Annotated in this window: 22 protein-coding genes and 1 riboswitch; of the genes, 8 read left to right on the forward strand and 14 right to left on the reverse strand. The window is 68.1% G+C overall.

The features are described from left to right. Positions 1–68: 68 nt before the first annotated feature. The 7 genes from CA234_RS07230 to CA234_RS07260 all read right to left on the reverse strand — a co-directional run bounded on the left by CA234_RS07230 (position 69) and on the right by CA234_RS07260 (position 9,156). Entirely contained in the window at positions 69–452 is a 384-nt protein-coding gene (locus CA234_RS07230) for a hypothetical protein (protein WP_126001261.1), read from the reverse strand. 78 nt (positions 453–530) lie between these two features. Further along, the gene (gene ftsH / locus CA234_RS07235; protein WP_125976839.1) at positions 531–2,492 is read right to left on the reverse strand and encodes an ATP-dependent zinc metalloprotease FtsH; all 1,962 of its coding nucleotides are present in this window, start codon (positions 2,490–2,492) and stop codon (positions 531–533) included. Between the two features lie 68 nt (positions 2,493–2,560). Further along, a complete protein-coding gene (gene tilS / locus CA234_RS07240; protein ID WP_126001262.1) occupies positions 2,561–3,574 on the reverse strand; it encodes a tRNA lysidine(34) synthetase TilS in 1,014 nt (337 codons plus the stop codon). Continuing rightward, on the reverse strand, positions 3,552–4,460 hold the full coding sequence (locus CA234_RS07245) for a hypothetical protein (protein WP_125976841.1): 909 nt from the start codon (positions 4,458–4,460) through the stop codon (positions 3,552–3,554). The genes tilS and CA234_RS07245 overlap by 23 nt, the downstream gene beginning before the upstream one ends. Before the next feature lie 82 nt (positions 4,461–4,542). Further along, on the reverse strand, positions 4,543–5,460 hold the full coding sequence (locus tag CA234_RS07250) for a helix-turn-helix domain-containing protein (protein WP_241213332.1): 918 nt from the start codon (positions 5,458–5,460) through the stop codon (positions 4,543–4,545). A gap of 123 nt (positions 5,461–5,583) precedes the next feature. Beyond that, positions 5,584–7,860 (reverse strand): phosphoenolpyruvate--protein phosphotransferase, encoded by a 2,277-nt coding sequence (ptsP, locus tag CA234_RS07255; protein WP_125976843.1) that lies wholly within the window; start codon positions 7,858–7,860, stop codon positions 5,584–5,586. Between the two features lie 264 nt (positions 7,861–8,124). Further along, positions 8,125–9,156, reverse strand: coding sequence for a nitronate monooxygenase (locus CA234_RS07260; protein WP_206431115.1), 1,032 nt, complete (start codon positions 9,154–9,156; stop codon positions 8,125–8,127). A gap of 135 nt (positions 9,157–9,291) precedes the next feature. On the opposite strand from CA234_RS07260, the gene CA234_RS07265 reads away from it, so the two are divergent. Continuing rightward, positions 9,292–11,880: a glycosyl hydrolase 115 family protein gene (locus CA234_RS07265; protein WP_126001264.1), complete on the forward strand. Its 2,589-nt coding sequence runs from the start codon at positions 9,292–9,294 to the stop codon at positions 11,878–11,880. Positions 11,881–11,908: 28 nt separating this feature from the next. Here the strand turns inward: CA234_RS07265 and CA234_RS07270 are convergent, their stop codons facing one another. Then, positions 11,909–13,180, reverse strand: a complete 1,272-nt coding sequence (locus CA234_RS07270; RefSeq protein ID WP_125976845.1) for an aspartate kinase — start codon at positions 13,178–13,180, stop codon at positions 11,909–11,911. 58 nt (positions 13,181–13,238) lie between these two features. On the opposite strand from CA234_RS07270, the gene ubiG reads away from it, so the two are divergent. Genes ubiG through CA234_RS07290 form a run of 4 tightly spaced genes read left to right on the forward strand, consistent with a single transcriptional unit; the run spans position 13,239 to position 15,227 of the window. After that, entirely contained in the window at positions 13,239–13,970 is a 732-nt protein-coding gene (gene ubiG / locus CA234_RS07275) for a bifunctional 2-polyprenyl-6-hydroxyphenol methylase/3-demethylubiquinol 3-O-methyltransferase UbiG (protein ID WP_125976846.1), read from the forward strand. Positions 13,971–13,974: 4 nt separating this feature from the next. After that, positions 13,975–14,670: a uracil-DNA glycosylase gene (ung, locus tag CA234_RS07280; RefSeq protein WP_126001265.1), complete on the forward strand. Its 696-nt coding sequence runs from the start codon at positions 13,975–13,977 to the stop codon at positions 14,668–14,670. Positions 14,671–14,709: 39 nt separating this feature from the next. Beyond that, complete coding sequence (locus CA234_RS07285) at positions 14,710–14,964, forward strand: type II toxin-antitoxin system prevent-host-death family antitoxin (RefSeq protein ID WP_125976848.1); 255 nt, start codon at positions 14,710–14,712, stop codon at positions 14,962–14,964. Then, positions 14,961–15,227 carry a Txe/YoeB family addiction module toxin gene (locus CA234_RS07290; protein WP_125976849.1) on the forward strand — a complete coding sequence of 89 codons (267 nt, stop codon included), beginning with the start codon at positions 14,961–14,963 and terminating at the stop codon, positions 15,225–15,227. Before CA234_RS07285 ends, CA234_RS07290 begins: the two co-directional genes overlap by 4 nt. A gap of 84 nt (positions 15,228–15,311) precedes the next feature. Here CA234_RS07290 and thiC read toward each other — a convergent pair whose 3' ends face one another. From thiC to CA234_RS07315, 5 genes are all read right to left on the reverse strand, one after another. After that, complete coding sequence (thiC, locus tag CA234_RS07295) at positions 15,312–17,183, reverse strand: phosphomethylpyrimidine synthase ThiC (protein WP_125976850.1); 1,872 nt, start codon at positions 17,181–17,183, stop codon at positions 15,312–15,314. Positions 17,184–17,228: 45 nt separating this feature from the next. Then, positions 17,229–17,339, reverse strand: a riboswitch (TPP riboswitch). A 69-nt stretch (positions 17,340–17,408) separates the two neighbouring features. Continuing rightward, positions 17,409–18,116, reverse strand: a complete 708-nt coding sequence (locus CA234_RS24800; RefSeq protein WP_241213333.1) for a PEPxxWA-CTERM sorting domain-containing protein — start codon at positions 18,114–18,116, stop codon at positions 17,409–17,411. A gap of 134 nt (positions 18,117–18,250) precedes the next feature. After that, positions 18,251–19,105: a MipA/OmpV family protein gene (locus tag CA234_RS07305; protein ID WP_126001266.1), complete on the reverse strand. Its 855-nt coding sequence runs from the start codon at positions 19,103–19,105 to the stop codon at positions 18,251–18,253. 66 nt (positions 19,106–19,171) lie between these two features. Continuing rightward, positions 19,172–19,600 carry a DUF2141 domain-containing protein gene (locus CA234_RS07310; RefSeq protein WP_241213337.1) on the reverse strand — a complete coding sequence of 143 codons (429 nt, stop codon included), beginning with the start codon at positions 19,598–19,600 and terminating at the stop codon, positions 19,172–19,174. Further along, a complete protein-coding gene (locus CA234_RS07315) occupies positions 19,521–20,318 on the reverse strand; it encodes a sterol desaturase family protein (RefSeq protein ID WP_125976852.1) in 798 nt (265 codons plus the stop codon). The genes CA234_RS07310 and CA234_RS07315 overlap by 80 nt, the downstream gene beginning before the upstream one ends. 195 nt (positions 20,319–20,513) lie before the next feature. On the opposite strand from CA234_RS07315, the gene CA234_RS07320 reads away from it, so the two are divergent. Further along, complete coding sequence (locus CA234_RS07320) at positions 20,514–22,982, forward strand: TonB-dependent receptor (RefSeq protein ID WP_241213335.1); 2,469 nt, start codon at positions 20,514–20,516, stop codon at positions 22,980–22,982. 47 nt (positions 22,983–23,029) lie between these two features. On the opposite strand, the gene CA234_RS07325 is transcribed toward CA234_RS07320, so the two are convergent. Further along, a complete protein-coding gene (locus CA234_RS07325; protein WP_126001267.1) occupies positions 23,030–23,824 on the reverse strand; it encodes a PEPxxWA-CTERM sorting domain-containing protein in 795 nt (264 codons plus the stop codon). 198 nt (positions 23,825–24,022) lie between these two features. Here CA234_RS07325 and crtY point away from each other — a divergent pair, with 198 nt between their 5' ends. Together crtY and CA234_RS07335 are read left to right on the forward strand one after the other, a co-directional pair. Further along, positions 24,023–25,180, forward strand: a complete 1,158-nt coding sequence (gene crtY / locus CA234_RS07330; protein ID WP_125976853.1) for a lycopene beta-cyclase CrtY — start codon at positions 24,023–24,025, stop codon at positions 25,178–25,180. Continuing rightward, on the forward strand, positions 25,180–26,658 hold the full coding sequence (locus CA234_RS07335; RefSeq protein ID WP_125976854.1) for a phytoene desaturase: 1,479 nt from the start codon (positions 25,180–25,182) through the stop codon (positions 26,656–26,658). Before crtY ends, CA234_RS07335 begins: the two co-directional genes overlap by 1 nt. Positions 26,659–26,704: the final 46 nt, after the last annotated feature.

Below are 26,704 nucleotides of genomic sequence, written 5' to 3' on the forward strand. Positions count from 1 at the left end.
GGTGCCGGACGGCGACCCACCAACTGCCTGCAAACAACGGCCGTTCCGAGGATTTCGCCAATACTATCCTATGTTTGCAGGATCACTTGCAGGGGGAAGCGCTGCTGCATCATCGCAGCGAACGCCGCCTTCACGCTGATCCCGCGCTGCGCCGGCGGGATCTTCTCGAACGCGGCGATCAGATCCTTGCTGCCCATCTTGCTCTGCCCCTTGGGCGGCGGGCAGCTGCTCGGCTTCTTGCCCGCGGCGGCGGCTGCAGCGAGGTCGCCGCGATAGGCATCGGAGGCGCCTTCCACTTCCCGCTTCAGCACGCCGATGTCCGAGGAGAACATCGCCATCGCGCCCTTGGCCTTGAGCGCGTTCACCTTGGCGAGGAACTCGGCCACGCTCATCGCCTGGGCGGGCACCGCCACCAGCATCAGTCCACCGGCCGCCAGAAACAGTCGTCGCATAGGAAAAACGCTCCCGGGAAGGGTTCCCGGAAGCGTTCTCTAACGGTGCGAAGCGGACCCTGGCAATGCCGGGGAGCGTCACGCCCCCTGCGGTGCCGGGTTGCCGAACGGATCCTTGAGCTTGCGCGTCTTGGGGATCGAGGTGCCGCCCACCGCGGGCATGCCCGGCGTGCCGGTGGGGTCGCCGCGATCCAGCGTCTCGCCGGCGATCAGCTTCTTGATCTCCTCGCCGGTCAGCGTCTCATATTCGAGCAGCGCCAGCGCGATGGTGTGGAGCTGGTCGATATGATCGCCCAGGATCTGCCGGGCGCGGTTGAGGCCCTGCTCGACGAAGCGCTTCACCTCGGCATCGATCAGCCGCGCGGTCTCGTCCGACATCGGCTTGGAACGCGCCACCGAATAGCCGGTGAAGCTGTCCTCGCTCTCCGAAAAGTCGAGCGGGCCGAGATTGTCCGACAGGCCCCATTTGGTGACCATCGCGCGGGCGAGACGGGTCGCCTGCATGATGTCGTTCGAGGCGCCCGAGCTCACCTTGTCATAGCCGAAGATCAGTTCCTCGGCGACGCGGCCGCCGAATGCCACGGCGATATCGGCGTGCATCTTGTCGCGGTGATAGCTGTACGAATCGCGCTCCGGCAGCGGCTGGACCATGCCGAGGGCAAAACCGCGCGGGATGATCGTCGCCTTGTGGATCGGATCGGCGGTCGGCTCGTGCGCGAACACCAGGGCGTGGCCGGCTTCGTGATAGGCGGTCATCCGCTTCTCGTCGTCGGTCATCACCATCGAGCGGCGCTCGGCGCCCATCAGCACCTTGTCGCGGGCGTCGTCGAATTCCTGCGCCGCCACCAGCCGCTTGCCGCGACGGGCCGCGAGCAGCGCCGCCTCGTTGACGAGGTTGGCGAGATCGGCACCCGAGAAGCCCGGCGTGCCGCGCGCGATGACGCGGGCGTCGACGTCGGGTGCGATCGGCACCTTCTTCATGTGCACCTGCAGGATCTTCACGCGGCCCTCGATATCGGGGCGCGGCACCTGCACCTGGCGGTCGAAGCGGCCCGGACGCAGCAGCGCCGGATCGAGCACGTCGGGGCGGTTGGTCGCCGCGACGATGATGATGCCTTCGTTCGCCTCGAAGCCGTCCATCTCGACCAGCAGCTGGTTCAGCGTCTGCTCGCGCTCGTCATTCTGGTTGCCCAGACCGGCGCCGCGCGAACGGCCGACCGCGTCGATTTCGTCGATGAAGACGATGCACGGCGCCGACTTCTTGGCCTGCTCGAACATGTCGCGGACACGGCTCGCGCCGACGCCGACGAACATCTCGACGAAGTCCGAACCCGAAATGGTGAAGAAGGGCACGCCCGCCTCGCCCGCGATCGCGCGGGCGAGCAGCGTCTTGCCGGTGCCGGGCGAGCCGACCAGCAGCGCGCCCTTGGGGATCTTGCCGCCAAGCCGCGCGAACTTCGACGGGTCCTTGAGGAACTCGACGATCTCCTGCAATTCCTCGCGCGCCTCGTCGATACCGGCGACGTCGTCGAAGGTGACCTTGCCTTCCTTCTGGGTCAGCAGGCGGGCGCGGCTCTTGCCGAAGCCCATCGCGCCCGAGCCCGAATTTTTCTGCATCTGGCGCAGCACGAAGAAGGCGATGCCGAGGAACAGCAGGAAGGGCAGCGACTGGACGAGAATATACTGCCAGATCGACGGGCTGTCCTCAGGCCGTGCGTTGATCACCACGCCCTTCGAGCGCAGCGTCTCGACCAGCTTGGGATCGCCCGGGTTGTTCGTGCGGAACTTGCCTTCGCTGGTGCTGCCGGTGATCACCCCGGAGCCGACCGCGATGTTGACGTCCTTCACGTCGCCCGACTGCACCTTGTCGAGGAAGGTCGAATAGGGAATCGCATTGCCCGCGGGCTGCGCGGTGCGAGTGTCGAACAAGGTGACGAACAGCGCCAGGGCTGCGAGAATACCTACCCAGATGAGCAGGCTCTTCATCCAGGGGTTGTTGCCCCCGTTTTCCGGACCCTGCTGCTTGCCGTTATCGCTCATCGTGTACCCGGTACCTTTCAAGCCCTAAGATAGGCGCGGCGGCGTCAATGACAATGGAACAACGTCGATCATGGTGATCGATGCGGGGGCGCCGGCGCGAAGCGCCAGCGGGGCCCCGGTCGCACCACGACTCCGGCCAAGGTCGCCACCTTCCCGGCATCCACCGCGGCGATCAGCCGGTCAAGCCCGGAACCGCGCGGGGGCGGCGCATCGGCCGTGGTTTTGAGCGCGCGGGCGACAAGGCGGCGGCGGAGTTCGCGCGGGAGACCGGCAAGGTCGAGCGCGACCTTGCGATCCTCGACCTGCGCGCGCGCGGCCCATTCGCGATCGGCTACCCAGACCAGCGCGGCCTCGGCATCGCGCAGGTTGGTGGCGGCGAGGGCGAGGCGCGCCGACGGCAGCTCGGGGGTTTCGGCGAGCAGGCGGCGGATCCGGCTGCGGTCGAAGCGGGGGTGGCGGTTGGAGGGGTCCTCGACGGGCGCGATGCCGGCGGCGTGGACCAAGGCAGCCAGCTCGGCGCGCGACCAGCCGAGCAGCGGGCGGACCAGCATGGTCGGCGCGCCGATGCGGAGCGGCCGGCAGCGCAGCATCGCGGCGAGGCCGCCCAGCCCCGCCCCGCGCCGGGCGCGCAGGAGAAAGGTTTCGGCGAGATCGTCCTGCTGGTGGGCCAAGGCGACCCACGGGGCACCGGCGGCGCTCGCCCAGTCGGCGAGGCAACGATAACGCATCGCCCGCGCACGATCCTGCAGGTTGCCGCCTGCCAGCATTTCGGGACGGGGCGGCAGGATCGCATGGGGCACGTCGATGCGCGCGCAGAGCGTGCCGACGAATGCGGCTTCCTCTGCCGATTCCGCGCGCAGGCCGTGATCGACCGTTGCGGCGACCACGGCACCGGGAAAGGCGGCACGGGCGAGGAGCAGCAGCGCCAGGCTGTCCGTGCCCCCCGAAACGGCAACGCCGACCGGTGCCTCCGCGCCGGGCACCTGCCCCGCTGCCGCGCGCCAGTCGGCGAGGAAGCGGGCGACGTCCGCGCCCGCGATCGCGTCGATCAGCGACGCGTCACTTGCAGCGCTGATCCGCACGGCCCTTGGCGACGCCCGCGCGCATCTCGGCCGAGAGCCCGGGGCCATAGACCTTGTTCAGCTCGTCATAGACCTTGCAGACCTCGCCCGACGGCTTGTTCAGCTTCACCAGCGCCTGGGCGAGATAATAGAGGCTGTCCGGCGCGCGCTCGCCATTGGGGTCCTTGGTGTAGTTCTCGTACAGCGCCACCGCCGCGAGGCTCGGCTTGTTGTCGTCGAGATAGACGCGGCCGAGCAGGTTGCGCGCGAAGCTGGCGCGCTTGCCGGAGGGGTACTTGGCCTTGTACTGCTCCAGCGCCTTGGCGGCTTCCGGGTAGAGCTTGGCCTGCCACAGGCGGAAGCCGTAGAGATACAGGTCTTCGCCCGCATCGCCGGTGCTCGGCTTCTCCACCGCCGCGACCTTGGCGGCACGATCGCCCGAAGGCTGCGCCGATGAAGCCGCCGAATTGCCGGAAGCGGCAACGGCGCCGTCGGTCGGCATGGCATCGGCAACCGGCTGCGGCGTCTCCAGCGCCTTCACCCGCGCGTCGTTGGCGGCCTTGTAGGCGCCGAACGCCTCTTCCAGCTGGCGCATGCGATACTGGTTCTGCTCGATCTGGCCGGTCATCGTCTGGATCTGGCTTTCCAGCGCCGCGACGCGCTCGGTCAGGTCGGCAAGCGGGCTGGTCGCGGGCACGCCGGGGGGCGTGTTGTCGACCTGCTGGGTGATCTGCGGCTCGACGGTCATGCCGGCACCGCCGGGGAACACCTTGCGCTGCACCGCGCGCATCTCGCGCTCCAGCTTGTCGACGCGCTGACCGACATTGCCGTCCTGGGCCTGCGCCATCGCGGTGCCGTTGAAGCCGAACGCGGCAAAGGCCAGTGCCGCTGCGAGAGCAATACGCATCGTCGATCAATCCTTACGCGCCTCCCGGGGAACGGAGGCGTGGCGCCGCTATAGCCAAGCGGCGCCCGCTTGCGCCACCCCCTCAGGGGTTGGGCGTGTCGCCGGCCGGCGTGGTGGCCGCAGGGACGGCGGTCGTGTCGCTGCCGTCCGAGCGCGGCGCGCTGCGACGGCGCACCGGGCGTTCGCGCAGCGGCGTCGCGGCGGCGGTCGCGGTCGGCGAGGGCGTCGCGCCGGGCTGGCCGCGGGCACGCAGCGCGGCCGAGGTCAGCTCCGCCTCGATCACCTTCACTTCGGTGCCGAGCGGCGCGACTTCGCTGCCGTTGAGCAGCACCTGCAGCTGGTCCGGGCGGCCGGTGCGGATGCGCGGATGGTCGGCATCGTCGGGCACGTCATAGCGCTCGCCGGCGGCCAGTTCCTTCTCGACGAGCTTCTTGCCGGTCGCATCGGTGATGCGGATCCAGGCGGGGCCGCGCGCGACGAGGGTGACGTGCTCGACCGCGGGAACGGTCGGCGTCGGGGTCGGTGCGGCGGCGGCCGTAGGCGTGGGGGTCGCCTCGATCTCCTGGACCAGGCTGTCGCCCTGCGCGGCGCTGCCGCCACGGAACCAGTCGGTGCCGTACCAGATGCCGATGCCGGCGACGATCACCAGCGCGACGATCACGCCGAACCAGACGATCCCGCTCGGTGCGGCGCGCGACGGCTCCTGCAACGGATATTCGGGGGTGATCGCCGGCCGCTCGATCTGGCCGAGCTCGGCGCGGACGTCGTGCGCGATCGACACTTCGTCGACATTGACCGCGCGCGCATAAGCCTTGGCGAAGCCGCTGGCATAGGTGATCGACGGCAGCCCCGAATAGGTGCCCTGCTCGATCGCTTCGAGGTGGCGCTGCGGAATGCGGGTGCGTGCGGCGATCTCGGGCAGATCCAGCCCCATGGCTTCGCGCGCGGCGCGCAGACGTTCGCCCGGACGCACGGTGGACGGGGTGGATTCTTCGGGCATGTCGCCTTGCATTCTGTCCTCCGGCGAACGCGTTGGACCCTGGAACGTCCGCCTTATGCTGCAGGGGATGCCCTCCCGGCCGTATCGCTGTCAACGCCGGGAGGAAATCATTCCGGTGGATGGTCAGGCCAGTTCGACGCCCTGCGCCTCCGCCCAGCCGGTCAGCACGTCGCGCAGCGGCGCCTCCGGATGCCGCAGCATCTCCTCCATCGCCGCCATCACCGCGCCCCGATCGAGCCCGCGCAACATCGCCTTGATCGGCCCCACCGCGGCGGGGGTAATCGAGAGCCGGTCGATGCCCAGCCCGATCAGCGCCAGCGCCTCGAGCGGTCGCCCGCCCATTTCGCCGCACACCGCCACCGGCACGCCCGCCGCACGCGCCTGGTCGCTCACCCGCTTGAGGAAGCGCAGGATCGCCGGGCTCAGCCAATCGTAACGCAGCGCCAGCTTGGGGTGCGCGCGATCGGCCGCGAACAGGAACTGGGTGAGGTCGTTGGTGCCGATCGACAGGAACTGCAGCTTGGGCAGCAGCAGGTCGAGCACCTCGGCCAGCGCCGGTACCTCCAGCATCGCGCCGTAGCGGATCTCGGACGGCATCTTGCGCCCGCGGGCGGCGAGCCAGGCATGCTGCGCCTCGAACAGCGCGCGCGCCTGGTCGAATTCCCAGGGCTCGGAGACCATCGGGAACATCACGTTGAGCGTCCGCCCCGCCGCCGCCTCGATCAGCGCGCGCGCCTGCGCCTTCATCAGGCCGTCGCGATCGAGCGCCAGGCGCAGCGCGCGCCAGCCCATCGCGGGGTTCTCCTCCTCGCCATCCTCGTCATGGTTGAGATAGGGCAACGCCTTGTCGCCGCCGATGTCGACGGTGCGGAACACCACCGGCCGGTCGCCCGCAGCCTCCAGCACGTCGCGGTAGAGCCGCCGCTGCGCCTCGCGCTGCGGCAAGGTCGCCGAGACGAGGAACTGGAACTCGGTGCGGAACAGGCCGATGCCGTCGGCGCCGGTCAGGTCGAGCGCGGACACGTCGTCGCGCAGGCCGGCATTGACCATCACCGTCACGCGGTGCCCGTCCTTGGTCACGGGCGCCACGTTCTTCAGCTGCGCGAAGGCGGCGCGCCGCTTCTGGCTGAGCGTGAGCTTGGCCTCGAACGCCTCCTCCATCGCCAGCGAAGGGCGCACGAACACGCTCTCCTCGCCCACGTCGAGCAGCAGCAGGTCGCCTTCGGCCACCTCGCGGCGGATCTCGCGGACGCGGCCCAGCACCGGCACCCCCATCGCGCGGGCGACGATGGTGACGTGCGCGGTCAGCGAGCCTTCCTCCAGCACCACGCCCTTCAGCCGCCGCCGATCATATTCGAGCAGCTCGGCGGGCCCCAGATTGCGCGCGATCAGGATCGAATCCTGCCGCAGCCCCAGCTGTGCCGCCGTGCCGAGCTGGCCCGAGACGATGCGCAGCAGCCGGTTGGACAGGTCCTCCAGATCGTGCATCCGGTCGCGGAGCAGCGGATCGTCTATCTCGCGCATGCGCTGGCGGGTGCGCTGCTGGACGCGCTCGATCGCCGCCTCGGCGGTCAGGCCGGAATCGATCGCCTCGTTGATCCGGCGGCTCCAGCCCTCGTCATAGGCGAACATCTTGTAGGTGGCGAGGATCTCCTCATGCTCGCCGCCGACGCCGAACTCGGCCTGGCTGGTCATGCGGTCGATCTGCTCGCGCATCTTGTCGAACGCGGCATAGACGCGGTGGCGCTCGGCCTCGGTATCCTCGGCGACGGTATGCTCGATGACGATGCGCGGCTGGTGGAATACCGCGACGCCCCGCGCCATGCCCTCGACCAGCCGGAAGCCGCGGATCGTCCCCGCCGCGGTCGGCTGCAACCGGGTGGAGGTGCCGCCCGCCGCATCGATCAGCTCGGCATTGGCGATCAGTTCGGAGAGCACCATCGCGACGGTCTGCAGCGCCTCGATCTCGATATCGGCATAGCGCCGCGGATCGACATGCTGCACGGCGAGCACGCCCACCGCCCGCTCGCGGCGGATGATCGGCACGCCGGCGAAGCTGTGGAACCGGTCCTCGCCGGTCTCCGGGTTATGGACGAAATTGGGATGGCTGGTCGCCTCGTCGAGGTTGAGCGTCTCGACATGCGCGGCGATCGTGCCGACCAGCCCTTCGCCCAGCCCCAGCTTGGTGACGTGCACGGCCTCCTGCGCCAGCCCGCGCGTGGCGAACAGCTCGAGCACACCTTCGCGCAGCAGGTAGATCGAGCAGACTTCGCTGTGCAGCGCCTCGCCGATGATGTTCGCGACGGCGTTGAGCTTCGATTGCACCGGCAGCCGTTTCGCCATCAGGTCATGCAGGCGGGTGAGGATTTCCCGGGCGGAGGCGGCTGCGGTCAAGGCCATGTGTCAGCGGTAACAGATTGTGCGCACCCGCGCCAAGCCGGGTGCGCAGCAAAAGCGCGGAAAGCCTATCCTCCCGGGCACGACCAGGTCCTCCCCTGCACCGCAGGGGAGGGGGACCGCGCTGCGCAGCAGCGTGGTGGAGGGGCCGCCGCGCCAGCGGCGGAATGCGTGACGGGGAGCACCGCGCCTCGCGGCGCGGCCCCTCCACCACCGCCTGCGGCGGCGGTCCCCCTCCCCCAGCAAGCTGGGGGAGGAATCAGCGCATCACGCCGCGCGCTTCTCCAGCGCGTGCGCGGCTTCGGCCATCAGCGTTTCGATGATCGTCGCGACCGGCTCTTCCTTGGTGACCATGCCGACCGACTGGCCCGCCATCACGCTGCCATGCTCGACATCGCCGTCGATCACCGCGCGGCGCAGCGCGCCGGCCCAGTAATGCTCGATCTGGAGCTGCGCCTCGGCCATCTCCACGCTGCCCGCGTCGAGCGCCTGCGCCACTTCGCGCTGCTTGGCGGTGAACAGCTCGCCGCCGGCATTCTTCAGCGCGCGCACCGGGATCACCGGCAGGCGCGGATCGATCTGCACGCTCGCGATCGCGTCGCGGGCGGAGGCGCGGATGAACGCCTTCTTGAAATTGGGATGGGCGATGCTCTCGGTCGCGGCGGCAAAGCGCGTCCCGAGCTGGACGCCGGCCGCGCCCATGTCGAGATAGCCCGCGATCGCCTCGCCGCGGCCGATCCCGCCCGCGACGAACACGGGGACCTGGCTCGCCACCTCGGGCAGGATCTCCTGCGCCAGCACGCTGGTCGACACCGGGCCGATATGGCCGCCGGCCTCCATGCCCTCCACGACGAGCGCGTCGACGCCCGAGCGGATCAGCTTCTTGGCGAGGCTCAGCGCGGGCGCGAAGCAGATCAGCTTGGCGCCGTGCCCCTTGATCGCATCGAGCGAGCCCGCCGGCGGCAGCCCGCCCGCGAGCACGACATGGCCGACGCCGTGCTTCCCGCATATGTCGATCAGCTCGAACAGCTGCGGGTGCATGGTGATGAGGTTGACGCCGAAGGGCTTGTCGGTCAGCGCCTTGGTCGCGGCAATCTCGGCGTCGAGCAGCGCGGGGCTCATCGCGCCGCACGCGATCACGCCGAAGCCGCCCGCATTGGAGATGGCGGCGACGAGGTTGCGCTCGGACACCCAGGACATGGCGCCGCCGAGAATGGCGACCTCGCTGCCCAGGAATTCGCAGCCGCGCGCCATGCGGCGGGCCAGGCGCTCGGCGCCGATCGAGGAGGTGCTGGTCATGCGCGGCGCCTAGCGCTGCGGGGGCGGACTCCGCAAGGGGCCGCTAGCATCGCGCTGTGCCGGTTTCGGGCTTGCCCGCCACGCCGCAAATGCGCATGATAGCGCTATCAATGATAAGAAAATCCAGGAGTTGCGATGTCCTCCCCCGTTGATCCCACGCGCGCGGTCGATCGCCGCACGCTGTTGCAAGCCTCGGCCGCCGCTGCGGCGCTGGCGGCGGGAAGCGCGCGTGCCGGCACCGCACCGGAGCCGCTGCGCGTGCTGGAGGACAAGGGCGCCGGCTTCCCGCTGATCCGCGGCGGCGTGCCCGCGACGCTGCTGGTCGAGGCGGGTGCCGACCCCGCGCTCGCCCATGTCGCGGAGGCGTTCGCGCAGGATCTGGCGCGCGTCGGCGGCACTGCGCCCAAGCGTGTCCAGCGGCTGGAGAACGCGCAGGGCCCGGTGGTGCTGATCGCCCAGCTCGGCCGCTCGCCGATCCTCGACGCGCTGGTACGCGGCGGCCGGATCGACGTGCGCGACTTGGCTGGCGAATGGGAAGCCTATCGCCAGATCGTGCTCGACCACCCCGCCCCCGGCGTGCCGCAGGCGCTGGTGATTATCGGATCGGACCGGCGCGGCGCGGTCTATGGCACCTACGATATCTCGCAGCGGATCGGCGTCTCGCCCTGGCACTGGTTCGCCGACGTGCCGGTGCGCCGCCGCGCCGACGTGACGCTCGCCCCCGGCAGCCGCCGCGACCAGCCGCGGGTGCGCTATCGCGGCTTCTTCATCAACGACGAGGATCCCTGTTTCAGCGGCTGGGCCAAGAAGCATTTCGGCGGGGTCAACGCCGCGATGTACGCCCATGTCTTCGAGCTGCTGCTGCGGCTGAAGGGCAATTATCTGTGGCCGGCGATGTGGGGCAAGGCGTTCAACGACGACGATCCCCGGAACATGGTGCTGGCCGATGCGATGGGCGTGGTGATGGGCACCTCGCACCACGAGCCGATGACCCGGGCGCAGGAGGAATGGCACCGCAACACCGACAAGGGCGTCACCGGCGGCAAATGGGATTACGCGACCAATGCCGAAAATCTCCGCCGCTTCTGGCGCGGCGGGATCGAACGGATGATGTCGAAGGGCGACGGCAAGGGCTATGACTGCCTTGTCACCGTCGGAATGCGCGGCGACGGCGACGAGGCGATGGCGGAGGGCACCGCGACCGAGCTGCTCGAGACGATCGTCGCCGACCAGCGCAGCATCCTGGCGGACGTGACCAGGCGTCCGGCCGAGGCGACGCCGCAGATGTGGGCGCTCTACAAGGAAGTGCAGGACTATTACGACCACGGCATGCGCGTGCCGGACGATGTGACGCTGCTGTTTGCCGATGATAACTGGGGCCAGATCCGCCGCCTCGCCACCGCCGATCTCAATCGCAAGGGCGGGTACGGGGTCTATTACCATTTCGATTATGTCGGCGCGCCGCGCAACTACAAGTGGCTGAACACCAACCAGATCGAGAAGAGCTGGCAGCAGATGGACCTCGCCTGGCAGCGGGGCGCGCGGACGATCTGGATCGTCAATGTCGGCGACCTCAAGCCGATGGAATATCCGCTGAGCTTCTTCCTCGACCAGGCCTGGAATCCCGAGGCGATGACGCTGGAGGCGATGTCCGCCTATCCGGCGCGTTGGGCGGGCGCGGCGTTCGGGCCGGCGCTGGCGGAGAAGGTCGGCGCGCTGCTCACCCGCTATGGCCAGCTCGCCGCGCGGCGCAAGCCCGAGCTGCTCGACGCCGATAGCTTCGCGCTGGGGCCGGTCCGCAGCGACGGCAAGCTGGACGGCGGCGACTTCGGCCGCGTGGTCGCCGAATGGGAGGCGCTGGAGCGCGACATGGCGGCGGTGAAGCCGCGCATTGCCGCCGACGCGCGCGACGCCTGGTTCCAGCTGGTCGAGCATCCGATCCTCGCCGTCGCGAACGTCTACCGGCTCTACTACGCCGTCGCCTGGAACCGCCGCCTCGCCGCCGCCGGCGATGCCCGCGCGAACGGCTTCGCCGAGCAGGCCGAGCGCGCCTTCGCCCGCGACGCGGAGATCACCGCTGCCTATCACGCGCTGAACGGCGGCAAATGGGACGGGATGATGGCCCAGACCCATATCGGCTATACAAATTGGCAGGAGCCCAGGCAGCAGGTGATGCCGGCGGTGCGCCGCGTCGACGGCAAGGCCGCGCCGATCGTCTTCGTCGCGCCTACGCTGCCCGCTGATCAGATCGTGATCGAAGCGCCGGACTTCGTGTCCGCCAGCGGCGGCAAGGGGCTAAACTGGCGCCGGGTGCCGCATCTCGGTCGCACACTGGGCGCCGTGACGACCTTTCCGCAGGGGCGCCCTGCCACCGCCGCGGCGGACGGCGTCCATGTCGATTATGCAGTGACGGTTCCGAAGGGCGGCCCGCTGGAGGTGGCGCTGGAGCTGGTGCCGACGCTCGACACCACCGGCCGCAACCAGCAGCGCCTCGGCGTGTCGGTCAACGATGGCCCGGTGCAGATCCTCACCGACAGCCTCGTCCCCGCCCCCAATGCGACGACCACCCAGGCCCAGCGCGACTGGAACAAGGCGGTCGAGGAAAATGGCCGCACGCTCGCCGCGCGGTTTCCCTCGGTGGCGCCCGGCCGGCATGTCGTGAAGGTCTGGCGGATCGACGACAATGTCGTCCTCCAGCGCCTCGTCGTGACGACGGGGGCGTAGCCGCGCCGGCCACGCCCCCGCGCTCGGGTCAGGCGGCGACGTCGTCCGCGTCGAGGCCATAGGCGGTGTGCAGCACGCGCACCGCCAGCTCGGTATAGTCTTCCTCGATCAGCACCGAGACCTTGATCTCGGAGGTGGTGATCGCCTGGATGTTGATGCCGCGCGCGCCCAGCGTCTGGAACATCGTCGCGGCGACACCGGCATGGCTGCGCATGCCGACGCCGACCACCGAGACCTTGGCGACGCGCGTGTCGTGGCTGACGCCCGTGAAGCCGATCGCTTCCTTCTGCTGCGCGAGGATCTCCAGGGAGCGGGCCAGATCCGCCGCCGGCACCGTGAAGGTCACGTCGGTCGCACTCGCGCTGCCAGCGCTCTGGTGCGCGATGTTCTGGATGATCATATCGACATTGATGCTGGCATCGGCCAGCGGCGTAAAGATCGACGCCACCGCGCCGGGCTTGTCCGGCACCGCGGTGAGCGTGATCTTGGCTTCGTTCTTGTCGTGCGCGATGCCGGTGATGAGCTGGCGTTCCACGTCCTGAATCTCCTCTTCGCCCACGATCATCGTCCCGGGCAATGTATCTGCCATCGGCGCGTCGTCGCCCGTAAAGGACGAGAGCACCTGCACGCGAACCCCTTCCTTCATCGCCAGGCCGACCGAACGGGTCTGGAGCACCTTGGCGCCGACGCTGGCGAGTTCGAGCATTTCCTCATAGGTCACGCGCTTCAGCTTGCGCGCACGGGGCACGATGCGCGGATCGGTGGTGTAGACCCCGTCGACATCGGTGTAGATGTCGCAGCGATCGGCCTTCACCGCCGCCGCGACCGCCACCGCCGAGGTATCCGATCCGCCGCGGCCCAGCGTGGTGATCCGGTCCTCGTGCACGCCCTGGAAGCCGGGGACCACCGCCACCTCGCCGTTCCCCATGCTGGCGAGCAGCGCGTCGGTGCCGATGTCCTCGATGCGCGCCTTGGCGAAGGCGTCCGAAGTCTGCACCGGCAGCTGCCAGCCAAGCCAGGAGCGCGCCGGCACGCCGATCGCCTGCAGCGCGATCGCCAGCAGGCCGCTGGTGATCTGCTCTCCGGCGGAGACGACGACGTCATACTCCTTGGGATCGTAGAGCGACGAGGCCTCGCGGCAGAAGCCGACCAGCCGATCGGTCTCGCCGGCCATCGCCGATACGACCACCGCGACCTGGTTGCCCGCCTCCCACTCGCGTTTGACGCGGGCGGCAACGCTGCGGATACGCTCGATTCCGGCCATCGATGTGCCGCCGAACTTCATTACGATACGCGCCATGGCTGGTTGCTTGTTTCCTGCCCTTGGGAGAGATGGGCGAGCCTGATAGGAGCCACGGATGCCGAACGCAACTAAAGCTACGATTGACCCCCGTGAAGCGGAACATTTCGGTCGTCTGGCGGCCGATTGGTGGAATCCGAAGGGCTCCTCCGCCATGCTTCACAGACTGAATCCTGCGCGGCTCGGCTATATCCGCCGCGCGGTCGACGTGCATTGGAGCGGCGACTCGGCCGATTTCATGCCGCTGACCGGCAAGTCCGCGATCGACGTCGGCTGCGGCGCCGGGCTCCTCTGCGAGCCGCTGGCCCGGCTCGGCGCGCGGGTGACCGGCGTCGATGCCGCGGGCGAGAATATCGGCGCGGCGCGCGCGCATGCCGAGCTGTCCGGTCTGCCGATCGACTATGTCCATGGCGGCATCGAGGATCTGGCGGGCCGCAGCTTCGACCTCGTCACGTCGATGGAAGTGATCGAGCATGTCAGCGATCCCGCCGCTTTCGTGCGCGGGCTGGCCGGCGCGCTGGCCGAGGGCGGGCTGATGGTGCTGTCGACGCCCAACCGCACGCCGCTTTCGCGGCTGGCGATGATCACGCTGGCCGAGGGCACCGGCGCGATTCCCAAGGGCACGCACGACTGGAACCGCTTCCTCAAGCCCGAGGAACTGGAGGCGTTGCTGGTGGATGCCGGCCTGAAGGTGTTCGACCGCCGCGGCCTGACCTTCTCGCCTGCCCGCGGCTTCGTGGTGAACGAACACGACGCGCTCAACTATCTGGTCACCGCGGTCCGGGCCTGAGCGCATGGCCGCCGTGAAGCTGCACCCGAGCTGGCTCGCCCCGCTCGAGGAGGAATTCGCCCAGCCCTATATGGCGGCGCTGCGCGACTATCTTCGCGCCGAGAAGGCGGCGGGGAAGCGCATCTTCCCGGCGGGCAGCGAGTGGTTCCGCGCGCTCGACCTGACGCCCTTGGAGCAGGTGCGCGTGGTGATCCTCGGGCAGGACCCCTATCACGGCGAGGGCCAGGCGCACGGCCTGTGCTTCTCGGTGAAACCGGGCGTCCGCGTGCCCCCGAGCCTGGTCAACATCTACAAGGAGATGGAGACCGACCTCGGCATCCCGCGCGCGCAGCACGGCTTCCTCGAACATTGGGCGGAACAGGGCGTGCTGCTGCTCAACGCGGTGCTGACCGTGGAAATGGGCCGCGCCGCCGCCCATCAGGGCCGCGGCTGGGAGCGCTTCACCGACGCGGTGATCCGGCTGGTCAACGCGAAGACGGAGCCCGTGGTGTTCCTGCTCTGGGGCAGCCATGCGCAGAAGAAGGCGGCATTCGTCGATTCGATCGACAAGGGCGGGCGCCATCTGGTGCTGAAGGCCCCCCACCCCTCCCCGCTTTCAGCGCATTCGGGGTTCTTCGGGAGCCGCCACTTCAGCAAAGCGAACGCGTTTCTGGAGAGCGTAGGGCAGAAGCCGATCGACTGGGCGCTGCCGGCATTGTGAGATTTGAAGTTTCGTACAGATTGATGTACAAGAATCGCCATGCAGACCCTGACCGTCTCGGAAACCCGCGCCAATCTGAAGGCCGTGCTGGACCGCGTCGTCGCCGACAAGGCGCCGATCCAGATCGTGCGTCCCAAGGGCGAAGGCGTAGTGCTGGTTTCCGAAAGCGAGTGGGAGGGGATGCTGGAGACGATCCATCTCATGTCGTCTCCAGCGAATGCGAAGCGCCTGCTGGACGGCATCCGCGAACTCGATGCCGGGCTCGGCGAGGAGCATGAGCTGATCCAGCCGTGAAGGTCGTGTTCGGGTCAACGGCCTGGCTCGATTACATCGCCTGGTCGCGCGAGGACGCGAAGGTGCTGGAGCGCATCAACGCGCTGATCGAAGAGTGCCGCCGTCACCCTTTCACGGGCACCGGCAAGCCGGAGCCGCTGCGGCGCAATCTCTCCGGCTGGTGGTCGCGCCGGATCAGCGGCGAGCATCGGCTGGTGTATCGGGTTAGCGGATCGGGTGACGCGCAGGCGGTGGAGGTGCTGAGCTGCCGCTATCATTATTGAGGCGCGGCTACCTTTGTGGAATCGTTCACCCGCGCGTGCCGTAGCGAAGGCCGGGCAGGTAACACCCACCCAGCCCCATAGTCCTCAATCGTGCTCGCGGCCGCCGGCGCCCATGTAGAGCTCGCTACCGGTCTCGCGGAAGACCTTGCTCATCTCCGCCATGCCCGTCTCGGCATCCACCGTCGCCGGCGTCGCCGCCAGGAAGGTATCGGCCGAGGCGTTCTGCTTCGCCGCGAAATCGCGGACCTCCTGGGTGATCTTCATCGAGCAGAATTTCGGCCCGCACATCGAGCAGAAATGCGCAGTCTTAGCGCCCTCGGCCGGCAGCGTCTGGTCGTGATACTGCTCGGCCGTGTCCGGATCGAGCGACAGGTTGAACTGGTCGCGCCAGCGGAACTCGAAGCGCGCGCGGCTCAGCGCGTCGTCGCGCACCTTCGCCGCCGGATGGCCCTTGGCGAGGTCCGCCGCGTGCGCCGCCAGCTTGTAGGTGACCACGCCCACCTTCACGTCGTCGCGGTCGGGCAGGCCGAGATGCTCCTTGGGCGTGACGTAGCAGAGCATCGCCGTGCCGTACCAGCCGATCATCGCCGCGCCGATGCCGCTGGTGATATGGTCATAGCCCGGCGCGATGTCGGTGGTCAGCGGCCCGAGCGTGTAGAAGGGCGCCTCGCCGCACGCCTCGAGCTGCTTTTCCATGTTCTGCTTGATCTTGTGCATCGGCACATGGCCGGGGCCCTCGATCATCACCTGCACGTCCTGCTCCCAGGCGCGCTTGGTCAGCTCGCCCAGCGTGTAGAGCTCGGCGAACTGCGCCTCGTCATTGGCGTCGGCGATCGAGCCGGGGCGCAGGCCATCGCCCAGCGAATAGGCGATGTCATAGGCCTTCATGATCTCGGTGATCTCGTCGAACCGCTCGTAGAGGAAGGATTCGCGGTGATGCGCGAGGCACCATTTGGCCATGATCGAGCCGCCACGCGAGACGATGCCGGTGACACGCTTGGCGGTCATCGGGATATAGGGCAGCCGCACGCCCGCGTGGATGGTGAAATAGTCGACGCCCTGCTCGGCCTGCTCGATCAGCGTGTCGCGGAAGATCTCCCAGGTCAGATCCTCGGCGATGCCGCCCACCTTCTCCAGCGCCTGGTAGATCGGCACCGTGCCGATCGGCACCGGCGAGTTGCGCAGGATCCATTCGCGGGTGTCGTGGATGTTGCGGCCGGTGGAGAGGTCCATCACCGTGTCCGCGCCCCAGCGGATCGACCAGACCATCTTGTCGACCTCGTTCGCCACGTCGCTGGCGACCGCCGAATTGCCGATATTGGCGTTGATCTTGACCAGGAAGTTGCGACCGATCGCCATCGGCTCGCTTTCCGGGTGGTTGATGTTGTTCGGGATGATCGCCCGGCCGCGCGCCACTTCGTCGCGGACGAATTCGGGGGTGACGTAATCGGGGATCGAGGCACCCCAATCCTGCCCGTCGCGAACATATTCGGCCAGCCGCTCGCGGCCGAGATTCTCGCGCTCCGCAACATATTCCATCTCGGGCGTGATGATGCCGCGCTTGGCATAGTGCATCTGGGACACGTTCATGCCCGGCTTGGCACGCAGCGGGCGCTTCACCACGTTCGGGAACTGCGGCACGCCGGCCGAGCGGTCCGGGCCCTTGAGGCCATTGTCCTCGGGCCTCACCTGGCGCGCGTCATAGGCCTCGACATCGCCGCGGGCGAGAATCCAGTCGCGGCGCAGCGCCGGCAGGCCGGCCATGATGTCGATGCGGGCATCAGGATCGGTATAGGGGCCCGAGGTGTCGTAGACGCGCACCGGCGCCTCGCCGCTGCCCGGCTCGAGATGGATTTCGCGCATCGCCACGCGGTGCTTACCGACATGGATCTTGCGGCTGCCGCGGATCGGGCCGGTAGTAACGCCGATTTCGGTCTTGGCGGGGATGTCGGCCATGCTCGTCTACTCCTTGGGCGATACGCGGGGAGCAGATGGACCTCGGGGAACAAGACCCTCCCTCCCTACGCCGGTGTCAACCGGATCAGGTTCAGCGGGTCGAAGGCTGCAGCCTTCCTCTCAACCGCTGCGCCAGCGGTCCCCCGGGGAATGGATACCCGTCTACAGACACGCGGCGCGCCGGGCAATCCCGACGCGCCGCCATCCTACCAAAGGTTAGGAAGATCAGGCGAAGCGCACGGTCGTCCGCGCGCGGCGGCGGCGGAGTGCGCCGCCGGCGAGGCCGAAGCCGCCGATCAGCATCGCCCAGGCCGCCGGTTCGGGCACGCCTGCGCCAGCGGTGGCGCCGGGGCTGAAATCGGCCCTGAACTGCACGTCACCGAACGCGCCGTGCGGGTCGTCCCACTGAGTCCGCGCGATCGCGTCGAGGCTGCTGCCGACATTGGTGTAGACGAAATCGCCGCCATCATAGGCATTGCTGCCGAAGCTGCCAGCGGTGGGCATCCAGCTCATCTCGCCGTCGCCGGGCTGGGCAAGGCCCGCGGTGGTGAGGAAGGCGACGTAGCGCTGGCCTGCGCGCAGATCGAGCGCGCCCACGTCGAAGCGCAGCGCATCGAAGGCGTCGCCTGCGGTACCGGCGAAGCTGCGTGCATCGCTGGCATAGAGCGCCGCACCGAGCGGGCCTGCGCTACCCCAGGCATAAACATAGGCGCGAACCCTCGCCGCGCCGCCGCCGAGATAGAAGGTGAAGCCGTTCAGCGCATTGTCGCTGCCGACGGTGAAGGTCTGCCCGTAGGTGGGCGTATACTGCGCGCCGAAATAATCGATCTTCGATGCATAGCCGCCGCTGGTGTCGATCACCGATGCCGCAGCCGGTGCGGCAATCGTCGCGCCGAACACGCCAATGGCGCCAACTAGTGCTGCAAGTTTCATACATCTCCCCCTGATGTTGCCCCGCGACCACATACGACGCGAGTCCCGGATAGGCAGGCTAGCCCCCAAGACTTGCGTCGGCAATTTGTAAGTTGTTAGAAAACAGGACATTCGCCGCAATTACGCGCCGTAGGTCAGAAGGTATAGGCAAGCCCCAGCGCACCGTACCACTGGTCGCGCGAGCCGGCGATGCGCACCACCGGCGAGTCCGCCGCGTCGTCGAGCATCCGCCGATAGGCGACGCCGCCGACCATCGACAGGCCTTGGGTGAGATCGCCGGTGAGCGCGACCGTGCCCATCGCGCCCAGCGTCCAGTCCTTCCAGCCCTTACGGGCGTAATAGACCGGCAGGCCGCTGCGCGCACTGCCGCCCGGCGTCACGCCGAAATAGGTCTGGGCATAGCCGTTGCCCATGTAATTGCCCGACGCGTTCAGCAGGACATAGGCCTTGCGGCTGAGCGGCGTGCCGTAGCTGACCGACGGCGACATCACATAGCTCTTATGCACCGTCCCGACATCGTGGAGATAGGAGAAGCTCACCGTCAGCTTGTCATAGTCGCTGGTGATCAGCCCCTGCTTGCCGATGCCGACAAAGCCGCCCGCCTCGACTGCGGTGTCGATCTTGCCGAGGGCTGCCACCTGGCGGTCGTCGATCCGCGAGGTGCGGTTGAGGTTGACGTTGACCACCGGGCCGGCCTGGAAATCCCAGCCCGGGCCGTTGTTGTCGGCGATCACGTCCGCCCAGGCGCGGCTGCCCAGCACGACGAAATTGATGCCGGAGACGCGGCCGCGGACCAGCGGCGCCGCGGTGACGACGTTCTTGTCCGAGCCGTCATAGCTCGGCACCACCGCTGCGCCGACGCCGAGCGTCACGGTGTCGCGGGTCATGTCGGGCGGCGAATCCGCTGCTTGCTGGGCGAGGGCGGGCATTGCCGCGAGCAGCGGAAACGAAGCGAGCGCGGCGCGCGTCGCGGGACGCAGGAAAGGCATGGGGGTACTCCGGGAACGGGATCCAGTGATCAGCACCCCGGAAACGCCTGCAATCTCGCGCAGTTCCTAAAGCAGGTAGCGCAGCTTCACTTCCTGCCGATCGCTGCCGCCGTCGAGCGGGAACTGCGCGGCGGAGAAGCGCGGCGGTCCGAAGCCGATCACCGGGTTGCGCGAAAAGCCGAAGCCTTCGCGCGGGATGCCCATGAAGGTGTCGAGCTTGCCGTTGCTGTTGGCGTCGTGAATCACTGCAACCGCATAGTCGCCCGGGGCGAGCCCGCTGAGGCGCAGCTTGCCCTCGGCGGCGGGAATCGAGCGCTTGATCGCGCCGTGCCCTTGGCGGCAATCGGGGAACTGGCTGGCGGCGGGCGCGATGCAGATCTGCAGCAGCCCACGCGTCGAGCGCAGCTTGGTGAAATCAAGCTCCAGCGTCGCCAGCGGCGCGGCGCTGGTCAGCAGCGGCAGGGCGACGAGGGCCCATGCGGCGCGCCGCAGGATCGAACCGCCCGAGCCCCTGGTCGGTCCCGCACAGCCGGTCCCAGAACCGGAAATATAGTCCATAGTTGCACCCATACCGCTCATGATGCCGCTGGTGATGGCTTGCCGTGATCAGCCATCCGCCCAGCGGCCCCCGCCACATCCAGGCCGGGAAGATCTCCCAGCCCATATGATTGGTCACACCCATAACCGTCATGATCGTCAGCACCAAGCCGAGCGCGCCGACATGAATGGGAATCGCGAAGACCAGCAGCGGAATCACGATCGCGCCCGACAGCGCCTCGCCCCAATGAAAGCTCATCGCCGCCCAGGCGGTGGGCGGGCGGCTGGCATGGTGGACGGCGTGATAGCGGCGGAACAGCGCGGGCACGTGCATCGCCCGGTGCGTCCAGTAGAACCAGGTATCGTGGAGGAACAGGTAGAGGAACACCGACAGCGGCAGATACCAGAGCGGCCAGGCATGGACATCGGTATAGATGCGCGTCCAGCCATGCGCCTTCCACCCCCAGGCGACGATGCCGGCGGGAATGCCGTAGATCGCGGCGGAGGCGAGGCTCCAGCCAATCTCCATGCGGATCTGCCGGTCCAGCCCGGCATAGAGCCCCGGATGCTTCAGCCGGGTGGCCAGCGCGAACCCGGCCGAGGCGGCGACGTAGCGCACCCCCACGATCACGGTCATGGCGATCGCGGAGGCGAGGATGGCGAGGGCGATGTCCATGTCTCCCGCTGCTACGCCTTCCTGCGCCTGGCGGCAATGCGGCGCGAACCGCCTTGCCGGCCGGCCGATCCCGCAACCGATCGTTGCCGGGATGTAACCGCCGTAATTCTACGAAGAAGCGCGGTAACAGAGTTTAACATCTGCCCCCCTACCATGCTGGCCCCAGAAGAACAGATATGGGTCGGAGAGGTCGTCGTGAAGCTTCGTTATTGGTTGCTCGCCTTTTGCTCGAGCTGCATTGTCCAGCCGGCGCTCGCCCAGTCGGGCCAGGATACGCCAAAGCCATCCACCGCACCGGCGCCCGAGAAGGAGGTCTTCTCCACCGGCGTCGCCAAGGGCCGCGACAGGCTCGACAGCGCGACCTCGACCAGCGCCTATCGCGCCGCCGAATTCGAGAAGCTGGGCCCGCGCCCCCTGGGCGACCTGCTCCGCACCATGCCCGGCCTGCGGGTCGAGAGCGGCATCGGCGAGGGCAACGCCAACTACACGGTGCGCGGGCTGCCGCTGGCGGCGGGCGGCTCCAAATACATGCAGTTCCAGGAAGACGGGCTGCCGGTGCTCGAATTCGGCGACTTCTTCAACATCGCCGCCGACGTCTACATGCGCGCCGACTTCAACGTCGCCGCGATCGAATCGATTCGCGGCGGCTCGGGCTCGACCTTCTCGTCCAATGCGCCCGGTGGCGTGATCAACCTGATCTCGAAGACGGGCGAAGTCGCCGGCGGCGCCGTCCGCCTGACGACCGGCGTGGACTATGGCGAGAAGCGCCTCGACTTCGACTATGGCAGCCCGCTGGGCGGCGGCTGGCGCTTCCACATCGGCGGCTATTATCGCTCGGGCGAAGGGCCACGCGACATCGGCTTCACCGGCTTCAAGGGCGGGCAGATCCGCCTGAACGTGACCAAGCAGTTCGCCAACGGCTATGTGCGCCTGCACGGCAAGTGGCTCGACGACCGCTCGCCGACCTTCGCGCCATATGCGATCCGCATCACCGGCACCAACGAGAACCCCGTCATCGGCGACGTGCCCGGCTTCGACATTCGCCGCGATTCGACTCTGTCGCCCTATATCGGGCCGGTGGTCACGTTGGACGGCGACAACAAGCTGCAGCGTTTCCCCGTTTCCAACGGCATGCACCCGACCTCCAAGTCGATCGGGCTGGAGGCGCAGTTCGATATCGGCGGCTTCACGCTGTCGAACCGCATGCGCTATTCGAAGAACAGCGGTGATTTCAACCGCGCCTTCCCCTCCAGCATCACGACGGTCGCGGCGCTCGCCGCCTCCCAGGGGGGCGCCGGGGCAACCGCACGCTACGCGACCGGGCCCAATGCCGGACAGCTCATCTCCACCACCACGCCGATCAACGGCAACGGCCTGCTGATGTTCTCCTACATCTCGCAGACCCGCGCCCGCTCGCTCGACAATTTCACCAATGATTTCCGCGCGACCCGCGTCTGGAAACTGGGCCGGGGCGACCTGACCGTGACGGGCGGCCTCTACAAGGCCAACCAGCAGCTCTACACCCAGTGGCTCCACACCGCGATCAACACCGATGTCGCCGGCGGCGGGCGGACGGCAATGGTCGACATCTTCAACGCGGCCGGCGTCGCCCAGACGCTGGGCGGCTATTATGCGTTCAGCCGGAACGGCAGCAAGTTCCGCCGCATCTTCGACGTTTCCTACGACATTCTCGCGCCGTACGGTTCCGTCAACTATCATGTCGGCAAGATCTCGATCGGCGGCAGCGTCCGCTATGACCGCGGGCGCGTACGCGGCCAGCTGTTCGGGGCGGATCTCGGCGGCAACCGCAACGGCTTGGTCCGCTTCGACGTCAATGGCGACGGCGTGATCTCGCCGGCGGAGACCCGCGTCGCCTTCCTGCCGCTCGATGCCCCGGCACCGGTCAACTACAATTACGGCTATTGGAGCTATTCGAGCGGCATCAACTATCGCGTCGCCGAGCCCTTCTCGGTGTTCGCGCGCTACAGCCGCGGTGCCCGCGCCAATGCCGATAAGATCCTGTTCACGCCGGCGGTGAGCGCCACCACCGGCGGCGTGCCCGATCCGACGGACAAATATGACGAGGTTCGCCAGCTCGAAGGCGGCTTCAAGTTCCGCAAGGCGGGCGCGACGCTGAACGTCACCGCCTTCCGCGCGACGGCCGACGACCACAACGTCCTCAACGGATCGGCCAACCAGACCATCCGCAGCTACCGCGCCACCGGCGTGGAGATGGAGGGCGGCTACCGCAGCGGCATCTTCAGCATCACCGCCGGCGCGACCTACACCAAGGCCAAGATCACCCAGGACAAGCTGGACGCCGCGCTGACCGGCAAGGAGCCCCGCCACCAGCCGACCTGGACGCTGGAAGCGACGCCGCAGATCGAGCTGCGCCAGGCAACGCTGGGGGCGAACGTGGTGACCATTACCGGCAGCTACGCACAGGACAGCAACCTTTTGCGGATGCCGGGATTCACCGTCGTCAACGCCTTCGCGGTGATCCGGCCGATCCGCCACGTCGAGCTCATGGTCAACGCGAGCAACCTGTTCGACCAGCGCGGCTTCTTCGAGTTCAACCAGAGCGAAGTGCCGGCGAACGGCATCGGCTGGGGCCGCTCGGTCAATGGCCGAACGGTATCCGTCTCGGCCAAGTACAGCTTCTGAGAGGCGGCAGGGGAGCGCAGGCGAGGCCGGTGCTCCCCTGCCGGGGATCAGGCGTGCGCCGTCGTCTTGGGCCGGCGGCGCAGCGCTGCGCCGGCGAAGCCGAAGCCGCCGATCAGCAGCGCCCAAGCGGCCGGCTCGGGCACCGCGCTCTGCGCCAGCGTGGCAGTGAGCGTCAGGTCGTCGATCGCCAGGCCGTGGTCCGACCCGCCGACGTCACGGTCGGTCCAGCGGATCGCGAAGCTGCCGCCGTCGGCGATCAGCAGGTTGCCGATCGTCGCGCTGACCGACTGGCGATTGCCCGCGGCGTTGCCGTCGAGCGCGCTGCTAGCGCTGCCCGAACCGGAGCCGTTCCTGATGCTGGCGAAGTCGAGCGCGTCGAACGCGGTCCAGCTGCCGTTCGACAGCGAGGTGGCGTTGAGCGAATATTCGAAGTTCAGGCGGTCGCTACTCGCGGTGCCGAGGCGCCACTGCTCGCCGAAATAGCTGAGCGTCAGCGACTCGATCGCGCCGCCCAGGGCATTGGTGAAGAAGGCGCCGAACAGGATCGGCGTCGCATTGCCCGAGGTGACGCTGCCCAGCGCGCGCTCGCTGCCGGTGCCGAAGGCATAGGCGGTGCCGGCATTGGCGTTGCTGGTCGCATAGGCATCGTCCGAACCGGCGGTGCTGCTGCCGCGCTCGTCGAGCTTCCAGCCGGTCGGTAGCGCCTTGCTGGTGCCGCTGGTCGCCAGCGCGTCGAAATTCTGGGTGTAGGTCTTGGTCGACAGCGCGACCTGGGCCTGCGCGACAGGCGCGCCGAGCAGCGTGGCGGCGACGAGTGTCGCGCCAAAGAGCGTCTTCTGCATTGCTTTGGTTCCCCTACTTCACAAACCGCAAGCGCGGTTGCCCGGCACTAGGAGGCAAGTGTGCAAGCCGTGTGACGATAGTTAAAAGAAAATGAACGGCTTGGCCCTGCGCCGGGGCGCCCCCGGCCAGCGACCGTTTCGCGCCGCGTCCCCAAGGGTGGGGTTCCCACACCCCCGCCCTTGAGCTAGGCGACGGCAATGCCTTCAACCATCAGTTGTGACGTCGCTATTGTCGGCGGCGGCCTTGCCGGCGGGCTTATCGCGCTGGCAATCCGGAAGAAGAAACCCGATTGCTCCGTCCGGCTGATCGAAGGCTCGGCGCGGATCGGCGGCAATCACCTCTGGTCGTTCTTCGCCGACGATGTCGCACCTGAGCATCGCTGGCTCTCGGCGCCGCTGATCGGCCATGGCTGGAACGGCTATGACGTTGCCTTCCCTGGCCATTTTCGCACCCTGCCGTCGCGCTACTACTCGGTCGAGTCCGAGCACTTCGATCGCGTGGTGCGCGAAGCGCTGGGGCCGAAGGGCCTGCTGCTCGGCCGCGAGGCGGCGGACATCACCCCCACGGCGGTGGCCCTGGCCGATGGCGACCTGGTCGAGGCCGAGGGCGTGATCGATTGCCGCGGCGTCGGCGATACCAGCGCACTCCAGCTCGGCTGGCAGAAGTTCCACGGTGCCGAGCTCGTGCTGAGCAACCTGCACGATGTGACGCGGCCGGTGATCATGGACGCGACGGTGCCGCAGATCGACGGCTATCGCTTCGTCTACTGCCTGCCGTTCAGCCCGACGCGGATGTTCGTCGAGGACACCTATTACAGCGACACGCCCTCGATCGACGTCCTCGCCACCGGCGACCGGATCGAAGCCTATGCCGATGCGGCGGGCTGGCAGGTCGAGCGGGTGCTGCGCGAGGAAGTCGGCAGCCTGCCGGTGGCGATGGGCGGCGACCATGCCGCCTATTGGGCCGCGGGCGGCCGCGGCATCGCCAAGGCGGGGATGAAGGCGGGTCTCTTCCACCCGATGACCGGCTATTCCTTCCCCGACGCCGTCCGCACCGCCGCCACCATCGCCGACGCATACGACTATTCCGGCGAGGCGCTGCACCAAATGCTGTATGGCTATTCGCGCGCGCTCTGGCGCAAGCGCGGCTTCTATCGCATGCTCGCCGCGATGCTGTTCAAGGCGGCCGAACCCGAGGAGCGCTATCGCGTGCTGGAACGATTCTACCGTCTGGATGCAGGACTGATCCAGCGCTTCTACGCCGCGCAGTCGACCTGGGGAGACCGCGTCCGCGTGTTGTCGGGCAAGCCGCCGGTGCCGATCGGCCGCGCCCTTTCCGCGATCTGGAACCGCTGATGCGCCGCGCAGTCGTGATCGGCGCCGGGTTCGGCGGCCTCGCCCTTGCCATCCGCCTCCAGTCGGCGGGGGTCGATACCACCGTCATCGAAGCCCGCGATAAGCCGGGCGGCCGCGCCTATTATTGGGAGCGCGACGGCTTCACCTTCGACGGCGGCCCGACGGTGATCACCGATCCGGACGCGCTCAAGGAGCTGTGGCGCCTCTCGGGCCACGACATCTCCGAAGACGTGACGCTCAAGCCGGTCACGCCCTTCTACCGCCTCTCCTGGCCCGACGGCACGACCTTCGACTATACCAATGACGACGCGGTGCTGGCGGGCGAGATCGCCAAGCTCGATGCCAGCGACATTGCCGGCTATCGCAAGTTCCTCGACTATTCGGCGAGCGTCTACGAGGAAGGTTATGTCAAGCTGGGCGCCAAGGCGTTCCTCGACTTCAAGTCGATGCTCAAGGCGGCACCGGCGCTGATGCAGCACCAGGCCTGGCGCTCGGTCTATTCGATCGTCGCCAGCTTCGTGAAGAACGAGAAGCTGCGCGAGGCGCTGTCGTTCCACACCCTGCTCGTCGGCGGCAACCCGATGGCGACCAGCAGCATCTACGCGCTGATCCACAAGCTGGAGCGCGACGGCGGCGTCTGGTGGGCCGAGGGCGGCACCAACCGGCTGATTGCCGGCATGATCACGCATTTCGAGCGGCTGGGCGGCACGGTGCGGATCGGCGACCCGGTCGACGAGATCCTGACGCTGGGCGACCGGGTGGTCGGCGTGCGCACCCATAGCGGCTTCGAGGTCGAGGTCGACGCGGTGGCGAGCAACGCCGACATCGTCCACAGCTACCGCGACCTGCTGCGCAACTCGCGCAGCGCGCGGCGGACGGCGAACCGCCTGGTCAACAAGCGCTTCTCGCCCTCGCTGTTCGTGGTGCATTTCGGGCTGCGCGGGACTTTTCCCGACATCCCGCACCACATGATCCTTTTCGGCCCGCGCTATAAGGGGCTGCTCGACGACATCTATACCCACGGCGTGGTGAGCGAGGACTTCTCGCTCTACCTCCACCATCCGAGCGCTTCGGACCTGAGCATGGCGCCCGAAGGCCATTCGACCTTCTACGCGCTGGCGCCGGTGCCGCATCTGGGCAAGTTCCCGGCCGACTGGAACGAGGTGGGGCCGATCCTGGAATCGCGGATCCTGGCGGAGGTCCAGCGCCGGCTGATCCCCGATCTGGCCGAGCGGATCGTCACCAAGTTCCACTATGCGCCGACCGACTTCCGCGACGACCTCGCCGCGCATCATGGCTCGGGCTTCAGCCTGGAGCCGATCCTGACGCAGAGCGCCTGGTTCCGCGTGCACAACCGCGATGACGCGATCTCGAACCTGTATTTCGTGGGGGCGGGGACGCATCCGGGCGCGGGGATTCCCGGCGTGGTGGGGAGCGCCAAGGCGACGGCGGAGCTGATGCTGGGCGAGATGGCCTGAACCATCTTAAGCCCCTCCTCCTTGGAGGAGGGGTTGGGGTGGAGGG

It is taken from the genome of Sphingomonas sp. ABOLE (genome assembly GCF_003950455.1).
Classification (GTDB): Bacteria; Pseudomonadota; Alphaproteobacteria; order Sphingomonadales; family Sphingomonadaceae; genus Sphingomonas; species Sphingomonas trueperi.